Here is a 24663-nt window from a genome sequence, read left to right as displayed (position 1 = left end):
GCGGCCTCTTCGTGCCGATCGCGGAGTAACTATGCCGCAGCTTTCAGGGATTGGGAAACCGTGTAGGTCGCCTCGGTCCTGGCGGCGACCTCTTCGAGGGTCACGCCGTTGGCCAGTTCGATCAGTTCGAGGCCCGCGCCGTCCGGCTTCACGTCGAAGACAGCGAGGTCAGTGATGATGCGGCTGACCACCCCTGTGCCGGTCAGCGGCAGGGAGCAGGCCTTCAGAACCTTGGACTGGCCGTGCTTGTTGGCGTGTTCCATGACGACCACGACGCGCTTCACGCCCGCGACCAGGTCCATGGCGCCGCCCATGCCCTTCACCAGCTTGCCCGGGATCATCCAGTTGGCGATGTCGCCGTTCTCGGCCACCTCCATGGCGCCCAGGATGGACAGGTTGATGTGACCGCCGCGGATCATGGCGAAGCTGTCGGCCGAGGAGAAATAGGCGCTCTCGGGGATCTCGGTGATCGTCTGCTTGCCCGCGTTGATCAGGTCGGCGTCGACGTCCTCGTCATAGGGGAAGGGCCCCATGCCGAGCATGCCGTTCTCGGACTGGAGGGTGACCTCCATACCGGCCGGAATGTAGTTGGCGACCAGGGTCGGGATGCCGATGCCCAGGTTCACATAGAAACCGTCCTGCAGCTCCTGGGCGGCGCGGGCGGCGAGCTGTTCGCGGGTGCGGGGCATGGTCAGGTTCTCACGGACAATATGGGCCAGGCTCTGATCGTCCCGAGCAGGAACGACAGGCCCAGCGCCAAAACGATTAAAGACGAGACGATCTTGAAAGCAGCACCAGTCTCGGGTGCCCAGAGTTCAGGTACGAAGAGGGCCGCCGCTCTAAGCAGCAAGACGAGGATGATGGCCACGAGCCCCGTCCGCAGCAGAGGCGGTCTCGGCATCAGTCTGGCTGCTGCGAATGCGAACCAGGCCCAGCCGAAAAGAATTGCCGCGATGCCGATCGTCAGGAGGTAGGGTCGGATCTGCCCCCGCTCGACGGCCCGCGCGATGTCGTCGCCTGCGCCGATCCAGCGGTACCAACCTGGACCGCCGAACATGCATGCGAGATGCAGCAAGGCGGCAGCAATACTGCCTCCGCCGGCCAACCAGAGCCAGCTTGCCGGTTCGAGCCAGCCGCCGCTGCCCCGGTCGTTCACCGGTCCCTCGTAGGGGGCAGGGGGCTGACGCCCCGGTCGGCGAAGACGCGTTTGGCGACGCGCAGGGCATTGGTGGCCGCGGGGAAGCCGGCGTAGATCGCGACCTGCATCAGGGCTTCGACGATCTCCTGTGGCGTCACGCCGACCGAGAGTGCGCCGTTGATGTGGCCCTTCAGCTGATCGACGGGATGGCCGAGCGCGGCCAGGGCGCCAAGCGTAACCATCTGGCGGCTCTTCGGATCGAGGCCGGGGCGGCTCATCATCTCGCCGTAGCCGAACTCCACCATCATACCGGCGAAGTCGGGAGCGATCGGGGCCATGCCCTTGCGCAGGGCGCCTTCGAGGCCCGGATCGAGGGTCGCCATATAGGCCGCGCCGCGGTCGGCGCGTTGGGTGGTCATGTCAGGCGTCCGCATGCTGGCGGATGGTGCGCTGTTCGATACGCTTCTCGAACGTGCCGACGAACAGGCGATCGACATAGACGCCGGGCGTATGGATGTTGTCGGGATCCAGCGAGCCGACGGGGACGATTTCCTCGACCTCGACGACGGTGACCTTGCCGGCCGTGGCCATCATCGGGTTGAAGTTGCGGGCGGTCTTGCGGAAGACGAGATTGCCGCGCTCGTCGGCCTTCCACGCCTTGACGATGGCAAGGTCGGCGACGAGGGCGGTCTCCATGACATAGTCGCGGCCGTCGAAGTTGCGGACTTCCTTGCCCTCGGCGACCAGGGTGCCGACGCCGGTGGCGGTGAAGAAGGCCGGGATGCCGGCGCCGCCTGCGCGGATGCGCTCGGCCAGGGTGCCCTGGGGGTTGAACTCCAGCTGCAACTCTCCGGCCAGATACTGGCGCTCGAACTCCTTGTTCTCGCCGACGTAGGACGAGATCATCCTGGCGATCTGGCGCGTCTCCAGAAGCTGGCCGAGGCCGAAGCCGTCGACGCCCGCATTGTTGGAGATGACGGTAAGCCCCTTCACCCCGGAGGCCTTGAGACCCGCGATCAGGTTCTCGGGGATGCCGCACAGACCAAAGCCGCCGGACATGACGGTCATGCCGTCAAAGGTCAGGCCCTCGAGCGCCGCTTTGGCGTCGGCGTAGATCTTGCGCATCGCTTCCTCGTTTATTTCACCGACAGATGAATATCGGTGCTTGAACGCTCCATACGGCGGTCGGGGCGCGGGGGCAAGGTAGCGAGGCCCGGCAGCGAGCGCCAATGGTAAGCGGACCGACGCGTAACCTGACGATTTCCGACGACAGGTTGTTTTCAGGCAATCGATGATCTCTGATGAGAGCGGAGCGAGGGGCTCCGTGGGGACTTCGAGATGCGGATCATTCTGGCGCTGGGCGCAATGGCGATCATCAGTCTGTCGGGCTGCGTCGAGGATCCCTACGGCTACGGTGGCGGCTATGGGCCCGGGCCGGCCTATGGCGGCGGGAGCTACGGCGGCGGCAATGGCGCGCCGGATCCCAGCGCGCGGGCCAACTACGGCGAAGAGTATCTGAGCGCCGGGTTCGACGACGATCCCTATACGGTGTCGGTGACCTCGGGCGGCGAGCTCGATGCGTCCAGTCTGGGCGGGGAATGCACCGGCATGATCTCGCGGGCGCCGGACTTCCAGCTGACCTACGACGCCGGCAGCCTGCCGCTGACGTTCGGGGTGTCGAGCTACAGCGATGCGACCCTGGTCATCAACGCTCCAGACGGCGACTGGTATTGCGACGACGACTCCGGCGGCGGGACCGATCCAGAGATCTCGTTCTATCGTCCGCAATCGGGCGTCTATGACGTCTGGATCGGGGCCTTCGGCGGCAATTCGGGTGACGCGGAGCTGTTCATCACCGAGCTTCGCTGAGGCGGACGGTTGTCTTTCCCCAGCCGATGATATCTGATCCGTGTCAGGGGAATGGGATCGTGCGCGGCTTCCTGTAGCCAGCGGGCGCTCCCATTCGTTTTGATGAAGACGCCGACGGGGGTTCGGCTGCAACATTGCAACGAGTGCGCACGACGGGGATCGTTCGACGGAGGTGAGACGATGAAGACCGCTTTTGGGCTCGCGCTGATGATCGGCGCCCTCGCACTGACCACTGGAGCGTCGGCGGCGGCTCCGCTGAGCGGCCAGAAGGGGCAGAAGGTCACCGCACCCGCCGTGGATATCAGCCAGCGGGCGACCTATGGCGACGCGTCTCTGAGGTCCGGCTTCACGCCCGACCCCTACCGGGTCGACATGTTCTCGGGCGGCGACGTGGACGCCTCGGCCATCGCCAGCGGCTGCGTCGGCATGGTGGCGCGGGCCCCGGACTTTCAGCTGACCTACAGTGCGGGCAGCCTGCCGCTGATCTTCGGGGTCACCAGCTTGAACGATACGACCCTGGTCATCAACGGGCCGGACGGCCGGTGGTATTGCGACGATGACAGCGGCGACGGCACCAACCCGTTGATGTCGATCCCTGATCCCCAGTCCGGGACCTATGACGTCTTCGTCGGCGCCTATGGCGGCAACGGCGCGGCGGCGCAGCTCTACATCACCGAGCTGAACAGCCAGGTCTATGGCGACAGCGGCGGCAACAACGACGGCCGGTATTCGGACGCCACCCGGCCCAACTCCGCCCTGACCGCCAATTTTGGCGAGTATTACCTGTCGGCCGGGTTCACGCCGGACCCCTACTGGCTGCCGATCTATTCGGGTGGCAGTATTGATGCCTCGACGGTGGCCAGCGGCTGCGTCGGCATGATCTCGGAGGCGCCCGATTTCCAGCTGACCTACGAGTCGGGCAGCCTGCCCCTGACGTTCGGCGTCGAGGCCGACGGGGACACGACCCTGGTCATCAACGGACCGGACGGACAATGGTATTGCGACGACGATTCCGGTGGCCAGGCAGACCCGGAGATCACGTTCCGGAACCCGCGAGCGGGCGTCTATGACGTCTGGGTCGGCGCCTATACCGGCCGGGGCGTGTCGGGTCGGCTGTTCCTGACCGAACTGGGCCGTTAACCTTTATCCTCGTGCGTGACGCGTGCGCCATGGCGGCGGTGAGCGTGGCCGGGTTATAAGCGGGACTTGAGTTTCCCGGTCGGGGTGGGACGTTTGCGCGCGGGTATCAATGCAGTGACGGCGGCCCTGGTCGTCGGGGTTCTGATCGGGCTGGCGCTGACGCCGGACGGCCGCGTCTGGCTGCGTCGTCCGACCCTGATGTTGGGCGGGGACGCCAATGCCTCGGCAGGCCCCGAGCCGATCGCGCCCGCCGCCCTGCCGGTCGTGACGGCCGCCGCGGCGCCTGTGTTGACGCCGCTGGCCGAACGGGCCGCGCGCGGGCAACTGAGGATCGGGGTGTTCGGGGACTCCATGGCCGACGGCCTGTGGACCGGCCTCTACCGCGAGATGCGCGACCAGCCGGGCGTCACGGTGACCAAGTTCAGCGAGGTCTCCACGGGTCTGAGCCGCTACGACTACGTCGACATCCAGGCCAAGACGGCGCGTCAGATCGCCGAACAGCCGATTGACGCGGCGGTGATCCTGTTCGGCACCAACGACGCCCAGGGCATCAGCATCGACGGCGAGGTCCACGACTTCGGCACCGACGGCTGGAAGGCCGCCTACGCCAGACGGGTCGACGACCTGGTGGCGATGCTGCGGGGTCAGAACGTGGCGGTCTACTGGGTCGGGCTGCCGGCGATGAAACGAGCCAGCTTCGACGCCAAGATGATGCTGATCAACGAGGTGGTGTCGGCGCGCATGGCGACGCTGCAGGTGCCTTATATCGAGACTGAAAGCATCACGCAGAACGCCGAGGGCGAATACGACGCCTATCTGCCGGAGACGGGCACCGGGCGGCGGCGATTGATGCGGGCCAACGACGGGATCCACATGTCGATGGCCGGGTATCTCCGGATCACCGAGCCGGTGGCCGCGCGACTGAAGCGGGACGCGGGGCTGCCAGGTCCGGCCGCAGAACCGGCGGCGTGAACCGGGCTCTGGCCCTGCTCATTGGACTGGCGCTCGCGGGCCCGGCCGTTGCGCAGGAGCGACCCTACAGGCCGCTGCCGTCGCCGGTCAGTGCGACCTGTCCGGGCGGGATCTGCCAGCCGGAGGGGCTGACCGCGTTCTTCGCCGCCTTCGGACAGGGCAGGCCGGTGAGCATCGTCCAGTTCGGCGACAGCCATACGGCCGGCGGGGACATCACCCGCTCCCTGCTATGGCGGCTGCAGGGACGGTTCGAGGGCGGGCCAATCCATCTGCATGCGCACGGCCTGGTCGGGGCGACGCTCAACGCCATGGCGCAGCGCGAGCCGCTGTTGGACGACGGCGAGGCGGGGCCGGACCTGGTCATCCTCGCCTATGGCACCAACGAGGGGTTCGACGAATTGCTCGACCCGCGCGCCTACGAGGCCCTGCTGCGGGCGCAGATCGAACGGGTACGGGAGGCCTCGCCCGGGACGGCGATCCTGATCCTTGGGGCGCCCGAAGCGATGCGGGGCGACGGGGGCGGCCGATGCGCGGGAGATGCGGACCATCGCTGGAAGGCGCCCGACACTCTGTCGGTGGTGCGGGACGTGCAGCATCGGATTGCAGCGTCGATGGGCGTCGCGTTCTGGGACTGGAGGGGCCGTATGGGGGGAGACTGTTCAGCCCACGCCCTGACGCTGGGTGAGGCTCCGCTGATGCGTGGCGACCATGTGCATTTCACCGGCCCTGGCGGCGACTGGATCGGGGCGCTGCTCGCCGCCGACCTGATCGCGGCCTACGACCAGCGGGGCCGGTAGGGTGCTGTTCCCGACGCTGGCGTTCGGCGTGTTCTTCCTGTTCGTCTATTTCACCGCCTGGTCGCTGGATCGCGACAACGGGCGGCGGAAGCTGTTCCTGCTGCTGGCCAGCTGGTTCTTCTACGCCCAGTGGGACTGGCGGTTCGTCGCCCTGCTGATCGCCTCGGCGGTGCTGAACTGGGGCGTGGCTGCGCTGATCGCGCGCTCCGACGAGCAGAGCCGAAGGAAGTGGCTGGTCGGCCTGGGCGTCGCGGCCAATCTGCTGATCCTGGGCTTCTTCAAATACTACGGCTTCTTCGTCGAACAGGCGGGCGACCTGCTGACCCGGTTCGGGTGGGAGCGGGACCTGCCCTTGCTGCAGATCGTGCTGCCGGTCGGGATTTCGTTCTTCACCTTCCAGGGCATCAGCTACGTCGTCGACGTGCATCGCCGGAAGACGCCGGTCGCGCGATCGCTGCTCGACGTCATGCTTCTGATGAGCTTTTTCCCGCATCTGGTCGCCGGGCCGATCGTGCGGGCGTCGGATCTGTTGCCCCAGTTCGACCGCGCGCCGCGGCTGACAAGGGAGATGGCGACGCATGGGCTGCTGCTGATCTGCTGGGGGCTGTTCAAGAAGACGGTGATCGCGTCGGAACTGTCGGTGCGACTGGTCGACCCGGTCTTCTTCGATCCGGCGGCCTACGGGACGCTGGACCTGATGGTGGCGGTCTATGGCTATGCGGTCCAGATCTACTGCGACTTCTCGGCCTATTCGGACATGGCGATCGGGATCGCGGCCCTGTTGGGGTATTCCTTCCCGCGCAACTTCGACCAGCCGTATCGCGCCAGTTCGATGCAGGACTTCTGGCGGCGCTGGCATATCAGCCTGTCCAGCTGGCTGCGCGACTACCTCTATGTGCCGCTGGGAGGGGGCAAGAAGGGGCTGATCCGTTCCTGCCTCAACGTCTTCATCACCATGCTGCTGGGCGGATTGTGGCACGGGGCGGCCTGGACCTTCGTGGCCTGGGGCGCGCTGCACGGCGGGGTGCAGGTGGTTGAGCGACTGGGCCGCGCGGCATTCTCATCGCGCTATCGCCCTGAGGGCGACTTGAGCGCGGACGGCGACCGCAAGGGACCGCCGGCCTGGCTCGGCGTGCTGGTCACCTTCCATATCGTGTGCCTGGGCTGGATTCTGTTCCGGTCCGAGACCTTCCCGATGGCGGTGGAGGTGTTGACGGGGCTCGGGCGGTTCGAGGCGGCGACCCTGGTGACGCCCTTCCTGTTGACGCTGATCGTGGGCGGTCTGGCCATGCACTGGCTGCCGCCGCGTGCGGCCGAGTGGATCGCGACCTGGCTGAAGCCGGCGCCGTCCCTGACCATGGCTCTGCTGCTCGGGGCGGCCATCCTGCTGGTCGAGGCCGTGCGCCCGGACGGCGTGGCCCCCTTCATCTATTTCCAGTTCTGAGGGCGGCGAGATGAACGACCATCCCGACGATCCCGAAATCCCGCTGGCGCCCTTCCCGACGGCCCTGCCTGCCAGCCCCTTCCCGCCGCTTGAGGGAGAGGCTGCCGACCCTTATCTGGACGATCCCGTCGAGGAGGTCCGGCAGGACCCACCCAGCGACTGGATCGAGACGGCCGACGCCCACGACCTGCCGACGGCTCAGGAGCCGGTCAATCCGCTGCTGGCGCTGGGACGGTTCGCCTTCCCGCCGGTAGAGCCGCCGGACGAGGAGGGGGTGGCTGCGCGCGACCGTCGCTGGACCAGTCGCATCATCGTGTTGGCGACTGTCTTCCTGCTGATCTTCAACGCGGTGTCGATCCAGAACTGGTCGCGTCAACAGGCTCCCGGCTGGGTGACCACCACCGTCCGCCGCATGGCCGACGTCTGGGCCGAACAGATCGCCCAATTGGGCGCCGACCAGCCGAGACAGACGGTGCGGGACGGCTACGAGGCGGCGCGAGATGCGGAGTGGGCGGGCCGTCGCCGGCTCTAGAGGAAGCCCAGGCCACGGGTGACCATGTTGCCGAGGTTTGGGAAGATGGAGTCCAGGTTCGCTTCCGACACGCCGAGCCAGCGACCCATGGTGGCGGCATACTGATCCACCGAGGTGGTCGGTACGAGGTAGCTCCGGGTCATGTCGGGGTTGCGGAAGGTTCCGAGGTCTACGCCGAGCGTCGGATACTGGCCGTAGATGTCGCCACCCCGCACCGCGCCGCCCATGACGAGATGGTGGCCGCCCCAGGCGTGGTCGGTCCCGTCGCCGTTGGTGGTGAAGGTCCGCGAGAAGTCCGAAGCCGTGAAGGTCGTGACGGCGTTGCGCATGTTGACGCCGCCCAGATTGCCCAGGGCGCCGTCGAAATAGCTGAGGGCGTGGGCGACCTTGGCCAGGTTGTTGGCCTGGGCCGTGTTCTGGAAATCGTGGGTGTCCCAGCCGCCGAGGCTGACGAAGAAGACCTGACGGCGCAGGCCCAGGGTCGGAGCGGCCGCGATCATTCGGGCTACGGTCTGAAGCTGGACGGCCAGGCTGTTGGTCTCGGTCGCACCGGTGATCGGGTTGCGGTAGGCTGGCGCGGTCGCCACCCCGGTGACCGCCGAGGTCGCGAAGGCGCTGTTCAGCGATGTTGCCGCCCCGATCGACCGGCCGGTGGTGGTCGCATAATCGGCGGCGAACAGACTGGCCGAGGACGTGTCCGTGATCAGTTCGCGGACACGGGCGGGCGCGATCGTCGAACCGAACAGGTTGGCGCCGGCCTGGCCGTTGATGACAACGGCAGGCTGGGCGCCCGTGCTCATCTGGTACTGAACGACGGACTGACCCGACAGGAAAACCGCGTTTCCTGCCGTGGAGACGGCGGTGAACAGGGAGCTCGTCCCGTTCATGCCGTTCAGCAGGTCGCCGAAACGACCGCCCCAGCCAACCCTTGCGCCTTCGGTCTGGCCTGCCTGCCAGGTCGACTGCTGGTCGTTGTGCGAGAACAGGTTGGCGGGAAAGGCGACAGTGCGCGCCTCGTATTGGGCCCTGGTGATCGGACGCACCAGGGTCCCGATATTGGCGACAACCGCGAGACGCCCCGCATCGAACAGGTCCTTCGCCGGTCCCATGAAGGGATGCAGTCCGAAGGTGCGAACCGAGGCGCTGGTGCCGGCCGGGATGGGCTGGATCGTGCGCGGCGTGATCGGCAAAACCCCGCCCCAGGCCTCTGGCGATGCGGCCGTCGCGACGCGTCCTGTGACCGCACTGGTCCCGCCGATGGGTGTCGCAGGCGTCCCCACCGGCATCAGCGCGATGGGGTCGTTGCCGGTGTTCCGCGCGGCGAAGTAGCGGCCCCAACTGTCGTTGTCCGTCGCCAGAACCATGTTGTGAGCATCGTTGCCGCCGAACAGGAAGACGCAGACCAGGGCCTTATAGTCCGGCGCGCTCTGGCTGACGGCGTTCCCTGCGGCGGCGAGTTGGGCCGCGAAGGGCGCGGCGGCGCCCAGCATCGACAGGCCCCCGCCGACACGGAGAAGTTGGCGGCGGCTGTATTTTCCGTGGGTCATCGCGCCGTCCTCACCGTTGGACCAGATATTCGGGAGACACCATCGTCATGTAGACCGCCAGTCGGGAGCGATTCAGCAGGGCGGTGTCGATCGTCGCCTGGTTGGAGCCTGTGGCGGCGGGGATGGCGATGCTGTTGACGCTTTCGACGATGCGCGCACGCAGGGTCGAGGACATCTGGCCGTACAGCAGCATCCGGCTCATCCGGTCCGCCAAGGCATTGGCGTCGGAGGCGATGGCGATCTCTCGCGTATAGACCGAGCGGACGTCGCTGCCGGTCCCGATGCCGGTCCCGATCGCGGTCTGCATGGTGTTGGCGTAGCCGGCGACGGTGACTTCGTCGACGATCTGGAACTCCGGAGCCAGCAGGTTCTGGGCGCCGAGCCGGGTGTTCGGCGGGACATAGCCGGGGCGGAAGAAGTTGAACACCGACGGAGAGGCGAGGACCGACTGACCGAGGGAGGTGTTGGCGCTGGTGGAGTTCAGCAGATAGTTGCCGCTGACCGAGGTCGCCCCGAAGGCGCGCATCCAGTTGGTCATGCGGATGACCGGCTCGCGCACCTTGCCGAAGGTGGCGCTGGAGGTCGAGTTAATGTCCCGCGCCTCTGCGTCCAGCAGAATGGTCCGCACCACGACCGCCAGATCGCCCCGTATGCCCGAGCCGTTGTTGATGAAGGCGGTCGAGCAGCGGCTGACGTAGGCCGGCGACGGATTGGAGGTCACCAGCCGCTGGATCAGCTGTTTGCAGATGAAGGGCGGGACGTTGACGTTGTTGAAGATGGTGTCGAGCGCGGTCTTCAGTTCCGCCACGCCATCGGTCGAGCCGGCGGGAAGGGTCACGCCGAGGAAGGTCTTGGCCGAGGTCGAGTGATACTGTGGGTACAGGATCATCGAGCGTACGTAGGAGTCGCCCGTGCGGCCGCCGCCGGCGAAGGTCGAGTTCGTCGGTGTGGCGGCATACCAGCTGAAGCCGGTGAAGACGCGGGCCAGGTTCGAGATGTCCGCGGGGGTATAGGTCGTGATGGCGGCGCCGTTGGCGTCGCGGCGGACCGTGCCGTCGACGTTCAGCTCCTGAACCCCGATCGACATCAGCTGCATGACCTCACGGGCGTAGTTCTCGTCCGGGGTCCGACCGGTCGCGGCGTCCTCCTTCTGGTTCGCCAGATGGGTCAGATAGACGCCCATCATCGGGTGTAGCGACACCTGCTCCAGCAGGGTGCGGTAGTTGCCGAAGGCGTTGGCGCCCAGCATATCGTAGTAGGAGGCCGCGCCCCGGACATCGACGTTGGCGTCGGTCAGCGAAATGACGAAGATTTCGGACAGGGCGAGTTTTACCCGCTCGCGCAACTGGGCCTGGCCGGTCGCGGAATAGAGCCAGAAGCTCTCGTAGAACTGGTTGGCGCCGAGCGTCGCCGTCGGATTGGTCAAACGCAACTGCGCCAGCCGGTTGTCCGCATAGGCCAGGTGAGACGAGGATTGCAGGGCCAGCTGGGCGTTGATCCAGCCGGCATAGCCAAGCAATTTCACCGAATCGATCTCGGCATCGGTCGGGCCAAAAGTCGCCTGGGTCAGAAGCTTGGCCGCGTCCGCGTCGCTGAGGACGGGCGCAGGCGTCGGGGGCGGGGTGGTTCCGCCGTCGCCTCCCCCACTGCCTCCGCCGCAGGAGGCCAAGCCGATCGCTATGGCAAAGGCCGCCGCCCAAGCGCGAAGTTGGCTGAAATGACTGTTTTTCCGCACGTTTGTCCCCCGACTAACGCTGGTTCCTACCGGCGACGTTAGACCTGTTGCGCCGTTGAAGTGAAGAGATTCCGCAGGGCATAGGGTATTTTCGTCTTCACCGTCTTTCCACGTCGCCCTAGAGGGTGGCGGTGCCTTTGGGCGGGGGAATCGTCTTATGCTGATGCGTGTGGTGTTGAGCGTCGTGGTGGCGCTGTGCGTGGCCAGTACGGGGTGGGCCCAAACTGCGACGCCGCCGCCGGAACCCGCGATCACGCCGGCCGCTCTGCCGGGAGCTGAAGACGAGGCCGAGACGCCCGGGTGGGACGTACAGAACCCGCCGGGCCCTGCGCACGACGCGGCCATCGACGTCACCGAAGGCACCTGGATGGCGCTGGACGTCAGCCCGGACGGCCGCGAGATCGTCTTTGACCTGCTGGGCGACATCTACGTCATGCCGATCGGCGGCGGCGAGGCGCGGGCCATCGCATCCGGCGTCGCCTGGGATATGCAGCCGAAATATTCGCCGGACGGGACGAAGATCGCCTTCACCTCCGACCGTGACGGCGGCGACAATATCTGGGTCATGAACCGCGACGGGTCGAACCCGACGCAGGTGTCGGACGAGAGCTTCCGTCTGCTGAATTCGCCCGACTGGTCGCCGGACGGCGAGTTCATCGTGGCGCGCAAACACTTCACCTCGTCCCGGTCGCTGGGGGCCGGCGAGATGTGGATGTATCACCGCTCGGGCGGCGGCGGTGTCCAGCTCACCACGCGGCGCACGCAGCAGAAGGACTCCGGGGAACCCGCCTTCTCGCCGGACGGTCGCTATCTTTACTTCAGTGACGACAACACCACGGGCGAGGTGTTCGAATATTCCAAGGACGTGAACACCGAGATCTATGTCATCCAGAGGCTGGATCGCGAGACGGGCGAGGTCGAGGAGTTTCTGGGCGGGCCGGGCGGATCGATCCGCCCGACGCCGTCGCCCGACGGCAAGAGTTTGGCCTTCGTCAGGCGCGTTCGCTACCAGTCGACCCTGTTCGTGATGGACATCGAGAGCGGACGCGAGACGGCGATCTATTCCGGTCTCGACCGCGACCTGCAGGAGACCTGGGCCGTCCACGGCGTCTATCCGGCGATGAGCTGGACGCCCGACAACTCGGCCATCGTCTTCTGGGCCGGCGGCAAGATCCGCCGCATCGACGTCGCCTCGCGCGAGGTGGCGGACATCCCGTTCCACGTCGCAGACATCCGTCGCGTCGAGGAGGCCGTGCGCTTCCCGGTCGATGTGGCCCCCGACACCTTCGATGTGAAAATGGTGCGCTGGGCGCGGACGTCGCCGGACGGATCGCGCGTGGTCTATGAGGCCCTGGGCAATCTGTGGATCAAGGACCTTCCGAACGGGACGCCGCGGCGCCTGACGCGCCAGTCGGACCATTTCGAGCTCTATCCCGCCTGGTCGCGTGACGGCCGGTCGATCGTCTACACGACCTGGGACGACGAGGATCTAGGCGCCATCCGCGTGATCCCGGCCGGCGGCGGCGAGAGCCGCGTCGTGACCTCGAATCCGGGCCACTACATCGAGCCGACCTTCTCACCGGACGGCCGGACCCTCGTCTATCGCAAGGTGGCGGACGGCTTCCTGACCTCGGGCCTGTGGAGCCGCGAACCGGGCATCTATCGCATTCCGGCAGCCGGCGGCGAGGCCACCTTCGTCACTGATGACGGCGTCGCGCCCCAGTTCGGCGCCTCGAACGACCGCATCTATTTCACCGGCCGGGTGGAGCGGAACTCGGCGTTGAAGTCGGTCGATCTGGGCGGCCACGACGAGCGGGTTCACCTGACCTCGGGATGGGCGGCGGAGTATGTGCTGTCGCCGGACGAGCACTGGATCGCCTGGACCGAGCGCTTCAACGCTTTCGTCGCGCCCTTCGCCCGGACCGGGCGGCCGGTGACGTTGTCGTCGGACGGCAAGGCCTTGCCGCAGACGCGGTTCACGCGCGATGCAGGGGACTGGCTCCACTGGTCGGGCGATAGCCGCCGTCTGAGCTGGTCGCTGGGGCCGCAGCTGTTCAGTCGCGACCTGAATCAGGGCTTCGCCTTCGTCGAAGGCGCGCCGGCCGAACTGCCGAGGCCGCCGGAAAGCGGCATCAACCTGGGCTTCCAGCAGATCGCCGATCGGCCCGAAGGACGCCTGGCCCTGACCGGCGCGCGGATCGTCACCATGAACGGCGACACGGTGATCGAGGACGGAGTCATCGTCACCAACGGCAATCGCATCGAGGCCATCGGCGCACGCGGCGAAGTGACGATTCCGGCCGGGGCGACTGTGGTGGACTTGACCGGAAAGACCATCATTCCCGGCCTGGTGGACGCCCACTGGCACGGCTCCATGGGATCGGACGAGATCATCCCGCAGCAGAGCTGGGTGAACTATGCGGCGCTGGGCTTCGGCGTGACGACCATCCACGACCCGTCGAACGACTCGTCGGAAATCTTCGCCCATTCCGAGCTGGCCCGCGCCGGCCGGGTGGTCGGGCCGAGGATCTTCTCCACCGGCACGATCCTGTACGGGGCGGCGACGCCGATCACGGCGGTGGTCAACAGTCTGGACGACGCCCTGTCGACGCTGCGGCGGATGCAGGCGATCGGGGCCTGGAGCGTGAAGAGCTACAACCAGCCGCGTCGGGAACAGCGCCAGCAGATCATCGAGGCGGCGCGCCAGCTTGGCATGAACGTCGTGCCGGAAGGCGGGTCCCTGTATCACCACAACATGAGCATGGTGGTCGACGGCCACACGACGATCGAACACTCGATCCCGCTGGCCAACCTCTACGACGATGTCCACGATCTGTGGAGCCAGTCGGACGTCGCCTATACGCCGACGCTCATCGTCGCCTATGGCGGCGCGTTCGGCGAGAACTACTGGTACCAGGAGAGCGAGGTCTGGAACCATCCGATCCTGACGCAATATGTGCCGCGCCGCCTGCTGGACGCCCGCGCCCGGCGGCCGGTCACCGCGCCCGAGGGCGAGTGGAACCACATCTCCATCGCGCGCGAAGCCAAACGCCTTCTGGACCTCGGCGTGATCGTTTCGACCGGCGCCCACGGACAGCGTGAGGGCCTGGGCATGCACTGGGAGATGTGGATGATGGCCCAGGGCGGGATGACGCCGCTGGAGGCGCTGAGAGCCGGCACGCTGAACGGGGCGAGGGCGCTGGGGCTGGATCGGGCTGTGGGCTCGCTGCAGGTCGGCAAGCTGGCCGATCTGGTGGTGCTGGACTCCAATCCGCTGGAGAATATCCGCAACACCACCTCGATCCGCTACACCCTGGCCAACGGCCGCCTCTACGACGACCACATGAACGAGGTCGGGCTGCGGGAACGGGCGAGGGCGCCGTTCTGGTTCGAGCGCGAGGGCGACCAGGGCTTCGCGGTCGGCTCCACCCACGCGGAAGGGCACGGCCACAACGGAGACTGAGCCGCCGCTCTGAGACAGGATCGCCGGTTCCGGTCCACGAGGATCGGAACCGGCGAGTGGCCTACAGATAGGGGCCCCACATGAAGGCGACGGTCCCCACGACTCCCAGCGCCGTGTAGGCGGCGGCCGCGACCACGACGAGGGCGGCGAGGATCTTCAGGGCGCCGCCGCTGCTGCGCTGGGCCGCGAAATAGAGCTCGAGCAGGGTCAGGGGGATCAGATAGCTGCCGAAGGTCATGAGGCTGTCGATCGGGCCGCTCATGTCTTTCGTCAGGCCTGCGGGGCCCTGGTTGACGATGACCCAGCCCATCAGGCCCACGCGCAGGAACCAGACGCCGCTGACCACCATGAAGGTCCGCATGGCCCAGATCCGGTGCGGCTCGAAGCGTCGCTTGATCGCATTACGCCAGGCGAACCCGGCGAACACCAGGATGAGCAGGGCGTCGATCAGGATGGCGACGTTCGAGATGACCGACAGATAGGTCCCTCGCACCAGGGCCAGCCAGATGCCGCTCAACGCCATGAAACCGGCGATGACGAGGAAGGTTCTGCCGGTCCAGCGGTGCAGGCCGGGCAGTTTGCGGCGGATCGCGGGGATCAGCTGCATCAGCCCGCCGAGCGTCACCACGGCGGCCAGCAGGACGTGGGCGGCGAAGATGAGATTGCCGGTATCGTCGCCCTCGATATAGCCGTCGATCAGCGGCTTGTCGTTCCAGCCGGAGAAGTCGCCGGTAACGGTCCGCACCCCGTAGAAGGCGACGATGAAGCCGATGAAGGCCGTCTGGCCGACGGCGGCGACGATGAACCAGAGCATGCCCGACCAGCGCAGCGCTTTCGAGGCGAGGCCGCGCGCGGGCGGCGTTTGAACAGTCGTCGACATGGAATCTCCCGAGGCCTCCGATCGAGGTCAGCGACAGGCATGCGGGCGGCGCCGCGCCGGGGTCTCGCCGATTTGGAATTCGGCCAGAAGTTCTTGTTTCGCCGGCGCGCCCCGGTCATGAAAAGGCGTCCCCGGGGAGGACCGGATGTTCAACACGACGCCGTTCAGCGGCTCGACAGCGATGGGTGCGAGCGAACAAGGCCCCGGCCGGTCGCCGGGCCGGCTGCGGGTCTATGCGGCGGTCGCGGCGGGGTCGTTCGTCAGCTACATCCTTCACAGGCTCACCACTGGTGATGTCTCCACGGCCTTCGCGGTGTTCGGACTGGGGGCCTGCGGCTGGGCGTGGCTGCTGACCCGGGCCCTGTTCGATTCCTCCCCGCACGACGCGTGGTGGGCGCGCATCGTCGTCCTGTTCGTCGCGGTGAGCGCCGCTGTCGCGGTGCTGGCCCCATCGGGAGGCGCGGCGTCCCGGGTGGCCGGGAACCTCTATGCGGTGAGCGGATCGGCCGCCCTGCTGCTCACCTTCGTCGAGCCGTTTCATCGCTACAGGCGCGACCTGCCCGTCGCAGAGAAGCGGTTCCGGCTCGCCTTCCTCGTGATCTACGCCCTCCTGGTCGGAGCTTCCGTCCTGGGGTTCTGGGCTTCGGAAGACGCGCTCCGCGACAACCTGATCAAAGGCGCCTGCGCCCTCGTCGGTCTCGGCGCGGCGACGGTGGCGGTCTGGTTCCGGGTGCGGCACCCGCTCGCGGAACCTTCGCCGGTCCGACGCGCGCCCACCGAGCAGGACCGGCGACTGGCCGACCGGCTGATGCGCCTGTTGCAGACGGAAGGAATCGACAGCGAGCCGAACCTGCGGATCAGCGATGTCGCCGTGCGGCTCGGGGAGCCTGAGTACAGGGTCTCGCACTGTATCGGCGCGGCCCTGGGGTTCGCCAACTTCAACCGCCTGATCAACCATCATCGGGTCGAGCGGGCGAAGGCGCGGCTGACCGATCCGGCGGAGACCGGGTCGATCCTGGAAATCGCCTTCGACTGTGGCTTCGGGTCGATCGGTCCCTTCAACCGGGCGTTCAAGGACCAGGTCGGATCGACGCCCCGGGCCTTCCGCAGGGCCGCCGTCCGGAGCCGGTTCGAAGGCGCCTGAGCGACGGTGCGCTTTGATCCGAAGACCGGGCTATGTCGCGTCCCGTTGCCGACGCTGGACATCGCCGGAGAGCCAGGCCTGCGCTGATGGACCCGTGGCCGGCGATCAACTGCAATCCGGAGAAGCGCAAGGACACCGCCGTGGGGTGGCGGACCGGCCGGTGTGGTTTGCGCGATTGGCGCAGATCGCCAACCCGGTAAATCCCAGCAGAAAACTCCACAGTCCAGTGATCCGGTTTCCGGGGGACGGATCAATGGACACCCATTCCTACCTCAAGACCGGTTGGCCAGAAGGGGGGCATTGGTAGGCGGCAAGGGTCGCCAACGTCAGGATGTTTGAAACCGAGGCTCCAAGCCTGCAAATCTGAACCGGTTTGCTGAGACCATACAACAGGGGGCCGATCACCGTTCCCCTTCCCAGGGCCTGGACAAGCTTTGTGGAGATGGTAGCGGAATGAATGGTGGGCATGATCAGCACGTTGGCGGGCTCGCTCAATCGCTGGAACGGATAGCTGGCCCAAAGACGGTCATCGAGGGCGACATCCGGCGGCATCTCACCCTCATACTCGAAATCGACCGTCCGCTCGTCCATCAGCGCCACGGCGCGTCGCATGCGCGCCGGCTGCTCGCCGCGCGGATGGCCAAAGCTCGATGACGAGAGAAACGCGACGCGCGGGGTATGCCCCATGCGACGCACAGCGGCTGCGGCCTGACACGCAATCTCCACCAGGTCTTCCGGCGTGGGCAGTTCGCAAATCGAGGTGTCGGCGACGAATATCGTACGCCCTCGCTCCAGCAGCACGGAGAGTCCCAACATGCGGCCCCCCGCTTCGGGGTCGATGGCTCTTGAGACATCCTCGATGCACTGATCAAAGTTGCGGGTCACGCCCGTGACGAGCGCGTCGGCGTCGCCAAGCGCCATCATGGCGGCCGCGAAGCTGTTGCGATCGACATTGACCAGACGCTGGACATCGCGGCGCAGGTAGCCCTCGCGCTGTAGTCGTCCATACAGAAAATCGACGTAGTCGGTGTTTCGCTGAGACAGTCGGGCGTTGATGATCTGAACGCTTACGCCGACGTCGTCGAAGCCGAGATCGAGAGCATTGGCTCGAATGACATCATCGCGACCCAGGAGGATCGGCGTCCCCAGACCTTCGGCGCCGAACGCGTATGCCGCCCGGATGACGGCCGGCTCTTCGCCCTCGACGAACACGACCTTCCGTTTGGGTGCTGATTGCACGCTGGCGGTAATGGTCTGAATAAAGCCCGCCGACGGATCCAGGCGACGCCGGAGCGAGGCCCGATATTCGTCCATATCCGCGATCGGCCGCCGGGCAACCCCGGTCGCCATCGCAGCCTCGGCGATAAACGGCGGCACAAACCAGATCAGACGGGGGTCGAAGGGCGACGGAATGATGTAGTCGCGGCCGAATTTCAGCTTCTTGCCCTGGTAGGCGAGAGCGACTTCGTCCGGCACATCCTCACGCGCCAACATGGCCAGGGCCCGTGCCGCCGCGATCTTCATCTCGTGATTGATGGCGCTCGCCTGAACGTCCAGAGCGCCCCGAAAGATGTAGGGAAATCCGAGGATATTGTTGACCTGGTTGGGATAATCGGACCGGCCCGTAGCGACGATCGCGTCCTGTCGAACCTCCAGGACCTCCTCGGGCGTGATCTCCGGGTCGGGGTTCGCCATCGCAAAGATGACCGGGTTGGCGGCCATGGAGGCGACCATGGCCTGGGTCAGGACCCCCTTTGCAGACACGCCGATGAACACGTCGGCCCCGACCAAGGCATCGGCCAGGGTCCGGTGCGGCGTGTCCGTGGCATGGACCGATTTCCACTGGTCCATGCCGTGAGGTCGCCCGCGATAGACGACCCCGTCTATGTCTACCAGGGTGGTGTTCTCGGCCCGGACGCCCAGCGCCTTCATCAGGGTGATTGAGCCGAGCCCGGCGGCCCCGGCGCCGCACAGGACCAGCTTGACGTCCTCCAGTCGGCGGCCTGTGACCTCGCAGGCGTTGATCAAACCGGCCGAACAGATGATGGCCGTGCCGTGCTGATCGTCATGGAAGACAGGGACGTCGAGCAGATCCTGCAACTGCGCCTCGATCCGAAAACAGTCGGGGCTCGAGATATCCTCCAGATTGATGCCGCCGAAGGTCGCGCCGATGTGGCGGACGACCTCGATGAAGGCGTCGGCGTCCTCGGTGGCGGCCTCGATGTCGAAGGCGTCGAGGTCGGCGAAGCGTTTGAACAGGACCGCCTTTCCCTCCATCACCGGTTTGGAGGCGAGAGCGCCGAGATTGCCCAGGCCGAGGATGGCCGTTCCATTGGAGATCACGCCGACGAGGTTGCCCTTGGAGGTGTAGTCGTAGGCGGCGGCCGGATCGTTCGCGATGGCCAGAACCGGCGCGGCCACGCCGGGCGAATAGGCTAGGCTGAGATCACGCTGCGTCGCCATCGGCTTGGTCGCATTGACCTCGATCTTGCCGGGTCGGGGGCAACGGTGGAAATCGAGCGCTTCCTGGTCGGCGCGCGCGCGGCGGTCTTGAGGCGTCATGGCGGGGATTCTTTCAGGGGGCGGGCTTGGCCACGCCCCAAAGAACGCCGACCACGGCGCCCTTCACGATTGGCAACATGAACAGCATCAGGGCGGTCAGGCCGGGCAGCAGAACGGCAAGCACGAGCCCGGGCGGCCAGGTGAAGATGACGTGGAAGGCCAGCAACGGACCGACCACGAGATGTCCGACGATCAGGATCGTGAAATACGGGGGTGCGTCGTCGGCAGGATACTGGCCGTTGTCATGACCACAGATCTCGCAGATCGGCCGGATCTTCAGGTACGCTCTGAAAAGCCGGCCCTTCCCGCAGTTTGGGCATTGACCCCGAGCCCCGCGCTTGAGGCCGGCGAAGGGGCTGCGTCTGACTGGCGCGTCATCGGTCATGCTAGCCGTTCCGGCGAGCAAGCCCCGCAACCCGCACTCTCGGCGGACTCGGGAGCGTCCAGAGACGCCAGGGAAGTGCTGGTTGATGATCGGGTGTCGGGCAGGGCTTTCGGGTGGCGCAGGATCAGACGCACCCCGATGCCTCGCCCGGCGCTCGGAGACCCGTCGGCTATCAGTTCGACACCCGCGATGGCGAAGGCTTGCAGCACCTTCTCCAGGCTATCGACGATGACCCTTACGGACCCCTCGGATCGCTCCATCCGCTGGACCGTCGGGAGCGAAAGGCCCGCAAGACTGGCGAGTTGTTTCTGATCGATGCCGAGGAGGGCCCGGGCCGCACGAACCTGACTCCCCGAAATCATTGGTCCGGACTCCAGCGACGGTCCGGATGGCGAAAGGACAGGCTGTCTGTCCGGGCGTCAGACATCCCCGGTCTCGTCGTTCTGCGCCTGGGAGGCGGCATTCTGGAATTGAAGCGCGATCATGATGGCCTTGAACGGCCTCAGCGCGCCGAGGCTGAGGATCGCCATCATGGGCAGCCAGAAAGCGAGTTCCAGCCAGGCAGGAGGGTGAAACGTCATCTCGGTGAACAACAACCCGAAGCAGCCGATCGCGCCGACGCTCAGGAGGATGAAAACGACGGGCCCATCGCCCGGATCAGCCTTGGCGAGGTCGAGTCCACAGACCGTGCAGTTTGGCCGTATCGTCAGGAATCCGGAGAAGATCGCTCCCGTTCCACACCGCGGGCATCTGCACCTTGCCCCCGCGAGAAAGGGATTGGGACTCTTCACGACAGACGCTCCACACCGGAAAGCGGTTTGATCCCGCGAGGAGACATATGTGCCTCTTATAGTGATGTTTCAAGCATCAATAATGATATTTTTTATCACTCGCTCCAATGGCGCAGCTCGATCTCCGGCCCGGGAGCGAGACTGACCCGGAGCGCGCTTGCACCTCGTGAGGCCGAGAGTCTAAACATTAGTATCAATATCTAGGATATCGACTTTTGTATCTCGCATGAGGATGTCATCGTGGAAATCACGCGCCGGCTGATGGACATGAAGCAGGCAGTGAAACTGCTGGCCGACGAACTGCTGTTCGAGGGCTATGCCGTGTCTCGCGACTATGGGTCAGTCTGCCGACCCGGGCTGGCGCTCGTCACAAACTGGCGGATCATCTTCCTCGACCCGGACACCGGCCTGTCCGCAATCCCCATTTCACGCGAAGTCGAGGTCGAGCGCGCCACGCCGACGACTTTGATCATCACGGCCTGGCACGACCGCATGGTTCTGAATTTTGATGGTCCCTCGGCGCTGGAATCCGTCAAGAGCCTTTTGAAGCAGGCCCCGGGGTGGGCCAGCGCCGGTCTCGACATGTCGAGGACGGGCATCGGCCAGAGGAGTCACGAATGGAGAGATCTGGTCATCGACGGCGGCGTGACGGTGCGATCCGCGTTCGCCCGGCCGGCATGATCCGGTTGATGATGTTCCACACATCATTATAGACCGACCCATGATCACAGGTTCTCAGATGAAGGCCGCCCGCGCGCTTCTCGGTATCGACCAGAAGGAACTGGCGCGCCTAGCGCAACTGTCGCTCCCGACAATTCAGCGAATGGAGGCGAGCGCGGGTGTCGTTCGGGCTGTTGTCGACAGTCTGGAGAAGGTGATCAATGCGCTGAACGAGGCCGGGGTGGAGTTGATTGCGCCTGGAGGACGGAGCGAAGGTTCCGGGCGAGGCGTGCGACTTCTGGAACGTGATTAGCCGATGGTGATCCGAGACCTGGCCGGGACCCGCCGACCGTAGGCGACGGGGGTGCGAGGTCGGCACGGCAAACCACCAGAGTATTGCCGATGTCCATATCCAGGACCGGGACGACTTCAGGCACGAATCCGGCGACGCGCATGATCCGTCTGATGACATAGACGGGCCAGGCGTTCTGACTGTCGGCTACATTCCAGACCACGACGCCCCCGGGCGCAACGGCTCGCCGCAAGGCCTCGCCAACCTCGGCGGCGAACATGGAGTCGGGAATCTCGGTCCCACGGAAGATGTCCACGGCGACGGCATCCCAGCGACGGGTGTTCGAACGCAGGAAATCGACCGCGTCGGCGCATATGCATTCGACCTCGGCGGGCATTTGAAACCAGTTCCGGGCGATCTCGAAAACTGTCGCGCGGTTGTCGATCGCCGTGACCGCCCGTCCTGCCCGGCTGAAGCGAGTGGCCAGAGCGCCCCCGGCGGTTCCAAGAAGCAGCAGGTTCGATGCACCGGTCATCTGCCGCTCCATCGCTGCGATGTAGCCAAGACGGTTCTCGCCGTTGACGTCGACCTCCGTATAAAGGGCGGGACCATCGAAATAGCGGCGGGCGCCGTCCCTCAGTGATTCCGTAATGCGGATCGAATGCCCGCCGTCGTTGACCTCGTGGACCACGATCATGTGCGTCAATCCCAACCGATTTGCGCATCGACCTTGCGGGGGCAGCGCTGTGTCATGATATCTTGTATATCACTGATAATGTATCAAGTGTTCAAGTGCGGTTTTCAGATTTCTTGTTGTTCGGTGGAGGAATGAGTCTGATGCCCAGTGGAGAGGCTCCCCGATGATGCAGTACGACCGCCGGGTCCGGGGCCTCGCCGCGTGCTTTTCGTGTGTCGCGGGCTATGTCGACTCGATCGGGTTCCTGATGACGGGCGGCTTCTTCGTCTCGTTCATGAGCGGAAACTCCACCAGATTGGGGATCGGTCTTGCAGACGGATCGTCCACGGCGGGCTTCGCAGCCGCGCTGCTGGCAACCTTCGTGATCGGGGTGATGCTGGGCGCACTCACCGGTCGCATCGCCAAGGCCCGTCGTCGCCCAGCCGTCCTGGGCCTGGTCACGGTCTTTCTGGCCACGGCCTTGCTCGCTCACACGCTCGGCGCCGGTGTTCTGGCGGTGATCCCGATGGTGCTGGCCATGGGGGCGGAAAACACGGTCTTTGCCGAGGATGGCGAGGTCAGGATCGGCCTGACCTATATGACCGGAACACTGGTGAAGCTCGGCAAGCGGCTCACGGCCGCGCTTCTGGGCGGCGATCCCCTGGGCTGGGCGCCGTTCCTGTTGCTTTGGCTGGGCCTTCTGACCGGCGCGGTCACGGGCGCGCTGGCCTACAGAAGCTTTGGGGTCCACGCCCTTCTCGGAGCGGTGCTCATCATGGCGACGCTGACGCTCGTCACAGCCAGGCTGGACCTCGATCGCGGCCGGTGACGGTTCGGTAGCGCCGACCGCGATCTCGCAAGGTGCTGAGCCGAAGCAACAACATCATCGTCTGACAGGGCGAGGCCGACAATCTCGGCGTCCGGGCCGACACCAATATCGCGTCTGCCGACCCGAACGCCGGCCCCTCGCTCAGTGACCTGGCAGGGCTGTTCCTAACTCAACCGTGACGGGGGCCAAGGTCAGGAGATCGTCTCATCCCGGTCATTGGAAGTATCCGCCTCTTAGAGACTCCCACCCATCGCGTTCGCACGGGAAGTCAGTTCGTCGCGGAACTGCGGGGCGGCGAGGCAGATGATGGCGCGGGCGCGCTCGGACGTGCTCAGTCCCTTGAGATTGGCGACGCCATATTCGGTGACGACCATGTGCACGTCATTGCGGGGTGTCGTCACCGGACCCGAGAGCCGTGGGACGATACGTGACACGGCGCCGCCCCTTGCGGTCGCGTGACAGGCGATGATCGACAGGCCGCCCTTCGAGAGATAGGCGCCGCGCACGAAGTCGAGCTGGCCGCCCGAGCCCGTGAACTGGTGGCCGTTCAGGTGCTCGGAACAGCAGGCCCCGTCCAGGTCGATCTCGAGCGTCGCATTGACCGAGACCATCCGTTCGTTCCGCCCGATGACATGGACATCGTTGACGTACGAAACAGGATGGGCCTCCAGGGCCGGGTTTTGGTCGAGGTATTCGTAGGTCGATCGATCGCCCATGCAGAAGGCGAAGACGGATTTTCCCGGATGCAGGGTCTTCCTCGCATTGGTGACGACGCCCGCCTTCATCAGCTCGACCAGTCCCGGCGTCAGCATCTCTGTGTGGATGCCCAGGTCCGTGTGATCCTTGAGGGCGGCGCAGACCGCATCCGGCAGGGCCCCGATGCCCATCTGCAGCGTCGCGCCGTTCTCGACGAGGCCGGCGATCAGCCCGCCGATGACCGTGTCGGCCGGTTGCGGCGCGGCTTTGGCGACTTCCAGCAGCGCGACGGCGTTCTCGACCAGAGCGGCGACCTGCGAGACATGGACCGTGCAGTCGCCGAACACGCGCGGCATGTGCGGATTGACCTCAAGGATGACGCGTTTCGCCGTTCTGGAAACGGGCTGCGCGTAGTCGGTATTGGTGCCGAACGAGAAGTTGCCGTCAGCGTCCATCGGCGAGACGGTGGCGATCAGGGTGTCGACCCCGATCTCCTGGCACAGGATACGGGGTGTTTGCTGGAACCCGGTCGGGATGAACTGCACCACGGCCGGGCGACCGTCTTCGCGCGCCCGCGCATCCAGACGGCGCTCGATGGCGCTGTGGAACAGGCTGCACGGGTGGATGCGATCCATGAGCTCGTAGCGAAGGACGGTGTCGCCCGCGATCGAGGTCGACAGCAGATAGTAGAGGCGAAGATCGTCGACCTGTCCGGCCTCGGCACGGTCCGCGAGCGCTTTCAGCAGGGCGGGCGGCTGGCCGACGCCCAGGGCCATGGCAACCTTGGCGCCCGAGGGGATCAGGTCGGCGGCATCGGCCGCGCTCATCAGGCGCTGGCGGTAAAGGGTGTCGATGGCGGTCAATGAGACGCTCCCGATTTCGGCCGACGTTGGACCCTTGCCGGGTTCGATGGAAGCGGCCTACTCACCCCGGGTCTTCACCAGATCGTCCACCACCGACGGATCGGCCAGCGTCGACGTATCCCCCAATGACCCCAGATCGTTCTCGGCGATCTTGCGCAGGATCCGCCGCATGATCTTGCCCGAGCGGGTCTTGGGCAGGCCGGGGGCCCACTGGATGGCGTCGGGGGCGGCGATCGGGCCGATCTCCT

25 protein-coding genes are annotated in these 24663 nt (G+C 65.9%); 11 read left to right on the top strand and 14 right to left on the bottom strand.

The genetic code is table 11. From position 1 onward, the window contains the following. Positions 1-29 precede the first annotated feature (29 nt). From ACP7A5_RS07215 to ACP7A5_RS07200, 4 genes are read right to left on the bottom strand one after another with little or no spacing between them, the layout of a single operon-like run. Positions 30-689 (bottom strand): 3-oxoacid CoA-transferase subunit B, encoded by a 660-nt coding sequence (locus ACP7A5_RS07215; protein ID WP_426041282.1) that lies wholly within the window; start codon positions 687-689, stop codon positions 30-32. A 2-nt stretch (positions 690-691) separates the two neighbouring features. Then, on the bottom strand, positions 692-1156 hold the full coding sequence (locus tag ACP7A5_RS07210) for a hypothetical protein (protein ID WP_426041281.1): 465 nt from the start codon (positions 1154-1156) through the stop codon (positions 692-694). After that, the gene (locus ACP7A5_RS07205; protein WP_426041280.1) at positions 1153-1557 is read right to left on the bottom strand and encodes a carboxymuconolactone decarboxylase family protein; all 405 of its coding nucleotides are present in this window, start codon (positions 1555-1557) and stop codon (positions 1153-1155) included. Before ACP7A5_RS07205 ends, ACP7A5_RS07210 begins: the two co-directional genes overlap by 4 nt. A 1-nt stretch (position 1558) precedes the next feature. After that, positions 1559-2263: a CoA transferase subunit A gene (locus ACP7A5_RS07200; protein WP_426039098.1), complete on the bottom strand. Its 705-nt coding sequence runs from the start codon at positions 2261-2263 to the stop codon at positions 1559-1561. A gap of 213 nt (positions 2264-2476) precedes the next feature. Here ACP7A5_RS07200 and ACP7A5_RS07195 point away from each other — a divergent pair, with 213 nt between their 5' ends. The 6 genes from ACP7A5_RS07195 to ACP7A5_RS07170 all read left to right on the top strand — a co-directional run bounded on the left by ACP7A5_RS07195 (position 2477) and on the right by ACP7A5_RS07170 (position 7892). Beyond that, positions 2477-3007: a peptidase S1 gene (locus ACP7A5_RS07195; protein ID WP_426041279.1), complete on the top strand. Its 531-nt coding sequence runs from the start codon at positions 2477-2479 to the stop codon at positions 3005-3007. 180 nt (positions 3008-3187) lie between these two features. Continuing rightward, the gene (locus tag ACP7A5_RS07190) at positions 3188-4147 is read left to right on the top strand and encodes a peptidase (RefSeq protein ID WP_426041278.1); all 960 of its coding nucleotides are present in this window, start codon (positions 3188-3190) and stop codon (positions 4145-4147) included. A gap of 93 nt (positions 4148-4240) precedes the next feature. Continuing rightward, entirely contained in the window at positions 4241-5119 is an 879-nt protein-coding gene (locus ACP7A5_RS07185) for a DUF459 domain-containing protein (RefSeq protein WP_426041277.1), read from the top strand. Continuing rightward, positions 5116-5916 carry a GDSL-type esterase/lipase family protein gene (locus ACP7A5_RS07180; RefSeq protein ID WP_426041276.1) on the top strand — a complete coding sequence of 267 codons (801 nt, stop codon included), beginning with the start codon at positions 5116-5118 and terminating at the stop codon, positions 5914-5916. Before ACP7A5_RS07185 ends, ACP7A5_RS07180 begins: the two co-directional genes overlap by 4 nt. Position 5917: 1 nt before the next feature. Further along, positions 5918-7360: an MBOAT family O-acyltransferase gene (locus ACP7A5_RS07175; protein WP_426041275.1), complete on the top strand. Its 1443-nt coding sequence runs from the start codon at positions 5918-5920 to the stop codon at positions 7358-7360. Between the two features lie 10 nt (positions 7361-7370). After that, positions 7371-7892, top strand: coding sequence for a hypothetical protein (locus ACP7A5_RS07170; RefSeq protein WP_426041274.1), 522 nt, complete (start codon positions 7371-7373; stop codon positions 7890-7892). Here ACP7A5_RS07170 and ACP7A5_RS07165 read toward each other — a convergent pair. Both ACP7A5_RS07165 and ACP7A5_RS07160 read right to left on the bottom strand, forming a co-directional pair. Continuing rightward, positions 7889-9439: a DUF1501 domain-containing protein gene (locus ACP7A5_RS07165; protein WP_426041273.1), complete on the bottom strand. Its 1551-nt coding sequence runs from the start codon at positions 9437-9439 to the stop codon at positions 7889-7891. The two genes, ACP7A5_RS07170 and ACP7A5_RS07165, sit on opposite strands and share 4 nt — an antisense overlap. 10 nt (positions 9440-9449) lie before the next feature. After that, positions 9450-11174, bottom strand: coding sequence for a DUF1800 domain-containing protein (locus ACP7A5_RS07160; protein WP_426041272.1), 1725 nt, complete (start codon positions 11172-11174; stop codon positions 9450-9452). 157 nt (positions 11175-11331) lie between these two features. Here ACP7A5_RS07160 and ACP7A5_RS07155 point away from each other — a divergent pair, with 157 nt between their 5' ends. Continuing rightward, on the top strand, positions 11332-14637 hold the full coding sequence (locus ACP7A5_RS07155) for an amidohydrolase family protein (RefSeq protein WP_426041271.1): 3306 nt from the start codon (positions 11332-11334) through the stop codon (positions 14635-14637). Between the two features lie 61 nt (positions 14638-14698). Here ACP7A5_RS07155 and ACP7A5_RS07150 read toward each other — a convergent pair whose 3' ends face one another. Then, positions 14699-15517, bottom strand: a complete 819-nt coding sequence (locus ACP7A5_RS07150; RefSeq protein WP_426041270.1) for a DUF2306 domain-containing protein — start codon at positions 15515-15517, stop codon at positions 14699-14701. Positions 15518-15662: 145 nt separating this feature from the next. On the opposite strand from ACP7A5_RS07150, the gene ACP7A5_RS07145 reads away from it, so the two are divergent. Then, positions 15663-16661 (top strand): helix-turn-helix domain-containing protein, encoded by a 999-nt coding sequence (locus ACP7A5_RS07145; RefSeq protein ID WP_426041269.1) that lies wholly within the window; start codon positions 15663-15665, stop codon positions 16659-16661. A 267-nt stretch (positions 16662-16928) separates the two neighbouring features. Here ACP7A5_RS07145 and ACP7A5_RS07140 read toward each other — a convergent pair whose 3' ends face one another. The 4 genes from ACP7A5_RS07140 to ACP7A5_RS07125 are packed head-to-tail and all read right to left on the bottom strand — an operon-like array spanning position 16929 to position 20399. Further along, positions 16929-19223: an NADP-dependent malic enzyme gene (locus ACP7A5_RS07140; protein ID WP_426041268.1), complete on the bottom strand. Its 2295-nt coding sequence runs from the start codon at positions 19221-19223 to the stop codon at positions 16929-16931. Positions 19224-19236: 13 nt separating this feature from the next. Beyond that, on the bottom strand, positions 19237-19608 hold the full coding sequence (locus tag ACP7A5_RS07135) for a DUF983 domain-containing protein (protein ID WP_303696851.1): 372 nt from the start codon (positions 19606-19608) through the stop codon (positions 19237-19239). Beyond that, positions 19605-19970, bottom strand: a complete 366-nt coding sequence (locus tag ACP7A5_RS07130) for a helix-turn-helix domain-containing protein (RefSeq protein WP_426041267.1) — start codon at positions 19968-19970, stop codon at positions 19605-19607. Before ACP7A5_RS07130 ends, ACP7A5_RS07135 begins: the two co-directional genes overlap by 4 nt. A 57-nt stretch (positions 19971-20027) precedes the next feature. Beyond that, entirely contained in the window at positions 20028-20399 is a 372-nt protein-coding gene (locus ACP7A5_RS07125; RefSeq protein ID WP_426041266.1) for a DUF983 domain-containing protein, read from the bottom strand. 240 nt (positions 20400-20639) lie between these two features. Between ACP7A5_RS07125 and ACP7A5_RS07120 the strand changes: the two genes are divergently transcribed. Then, positions 20640-21080 carry a hypothetical protein gene (locus ACP7A5_RS07120; protein ID WP_426041265.1) on the top strand — a complete coding sequence of 147 codons (441 nt, stop codon included), beginning with the start codon at positions 20640-20642 and terminating at the stop codon, positions 21078-21080. 40 nt (positions 21081-21120) lie between these two features. Further along, entirely contained in the window at positions 21121-21372 is a 252-nt protein-coding gene (locus ACP7A5_RS07115) for a helix-turn-helix domain-containing protein (RefSeq protein ID WP_426041264.1), read from the top strand. On the opposite strand, the gene ACP7A5_RS07110 is transcribed toward ACP7A5_RS07115, so the two are convergent. Beyond that, a complete protein-coding gene (locus ACP7A5_RS07110; RefSeq protein ID WP_426041263.1) occupies positions 21278-22048 on the bottom strand; it encodes a spermidine synthase in 771 nt (256 codons plus the stop codon). The genes ACP7A5_RS07115 and ACP7A5_RS07110 overlap by 95 nt on opposite strands. Positions 22049-22211: 163 nt before the next feature. Between ACP7A5_RS07110 and ACP7A5_RS07105 the strand changes: the two genes are divergently transcribed. Further along, positions 22212-22856 carry a YoaK family protein gene (locus ACP7A5_RS07105; protein ID WP_426041262.1) on the top strand — a complete coding sequence of 215 codons (645 nt, stop codon included), beginning with the start codon at positions 22212-22214 and terminating at the stop codon, positions 22854-22856. A 233-nt stretch (positions 22857-23089) separates the two neighbouring features. On the opposite strand, the gene ACP7A5_RS07100 is transcribed toward ACP7A5_RS07105, so the two are convergent. Both ACP7A5_RS07100 and ACP7A5_RS07095 read right to left on the bottom strand, forming a co-directional pair. Further along, positions 23090-24415 (bottom strand): acetyl-CoA hydrolase/transferase family protein, encoded by a 1326-nt coding sequence (locus tag ACP7A5_RS07100; RefSeq protein ID WP_426041261.1) that lies wholly within the window; start codon positions 24413-24415, stop codon positions 23090-23092. A 57-nt stretch (positions 24416-24472) separates the two neighbouring features. After that, on the bottom strand, positions 24473-24663 hold a 191-nt coding region (locus ACP7A5_RS07095; RefSeq protein WP_426041260.1), incomplete at its 5' end, for a hypothetical protein.

It is taken from the genome of Brevundimonas sp. TWP2-3-4b1, from assembly GCF_049897665.1.
Classification (GTDB): Bacteria; Pseudomonadota; Alphaproteobacteria; order Caulobacterales; family Caulobacteraceae; genus Brevundimonas; species Brevundimonas subvibrioides_B.
The sequence above is the reverse complement of the archived record's forward strand: the minus strand, read 5'-3'. Positions and strand labels throughout refer to the sequence as shown.

What these genes read in the sequence shown, in the direction of transcription:
- ACP7A5_RS07170 (WP_426041274.1), top strand. Translation starts at nt 7,371, where the DNA reads ATGAACGACCATCCCGACGATCCCGAAATCCCGCTGGCGCCCTTCCCG.
- ACP7A5_RS07150 (WP_426041270.1), bottom strand. Translation starts at nt 15,517, where the DNA reads ATGTCGACGACTGTTCAAACGCCGCCCGCGCGCGGCCTCGCCTCGAAA.
- ACP7A5_RS07145 (WP_426041269.1), top strand. Translation starts at nt 15,663, where the DNA reads ATGTTCAACACGACGCCGTTCAGCGGCTCGACAGCGATGGGTGCGAGC.
- ACP7A5_RS07140 (WP_426041268.1), bottom strand. Translation starts at nt 19,223, where the DNA reads ATGACGCCTCAAGACCGCCGCGCGCGCGCCGACCAGGAAGCGCTCGAT.
- ACP7A5_RS07195 (WP_426041279.1), top strand. Translation starts at nt 2,477, where the DNA reads ATGCGGATCATTCTGGCGCTGGGCGCAATGGCGATCATCAGTCTGTCG.
- ACP7A5_RS07215 (WP_426041282.1), bottom strand. Translation starts at nt 689, where the DNA reads ATGCCCCGCACCCGCGAACAGCTCGCCGCCCGCGCCGCCCAGGAGCTG.
- ACP7A5_RS07115 (WP_426041264.1), top strand. Translation starts at nt 21,121, where the DNA reads ATGATCACAGGTTCTCAGATGAAGGCCGCCCGCGCGCTTCTCGGTATC.
- ACP7A5_RS07110 (WP_426041263.1), bottom strand. Translation starts at nt 22,048, where the DNA reads ATGATCGTGGTCCACGAGGTCAACGACGGCGGGCATTCGATCCGCATT.
- ACP7A5_RS07200 (WP_426039098.1), bottom strand. Translation starts at nt 2,263, where the DNA reads ATGCGCAAGATCTACGCCGACGCCAAAGCGGCGCTCGAGGGCCTGACC.
- ACP7A5_RS07105 (WP_426041262.1), top strand. Translation starts at nt 22,212, where the DNA reads ATGATGCAGTACGACCGCCGGGTCCGGGGCCTCGCCGCGTGCTTTTCG.
- ACP7A5_RS07205 (WP_426041280.1), bottom strand. Translation starts at nt 1,557, where the DNA reads ATGACCACCCAACGCGCCGACCGCGGCGCGGCCTATATGGCGACCCTC.
- ACP7A5_RS07135 (WP_303696851.1), bottom strand. Translation starts at nt 19,608, where the DNA reads ATGACCGATGACGCGCCAGTCAGACGCAGCCCCTTCGCCGGCCTCAAG.
- ACP7A5_RS07190 (WP_426041278.1), top strand. Translation starts at nt 3,188, where the DNA reads ATGAAGACCGCTTTTGGGCTCGCGCTGATGATCGGCGCCCTCGCACTG.
- ACP7A5_RS07130 (WP_426041267.1), bottom strand. Translation starts at nt 19,970, where the DNA reads ATGATTTCGGGGAGTCAGGTTCGTGCGGCCCGGGCCCTCCTCGGCATC.
- ACP7A5_RS07155 (WP_426041271.1), top strand. Translation starts at nt 11,332, where the DNA reads ATGCTGATGCGTGTGGTGTTGAGCGTCGTGGTGGCGCTGTGCGTGGCC.
- ACP7A5_RS07165 (WP_426041273.1), bottom strand. Translation starts at nt 9,439, where the DNA reads ATGACCCACGGAAAATACAGCCGCCGCCAACTTCTCCGTGTCGGCGGG.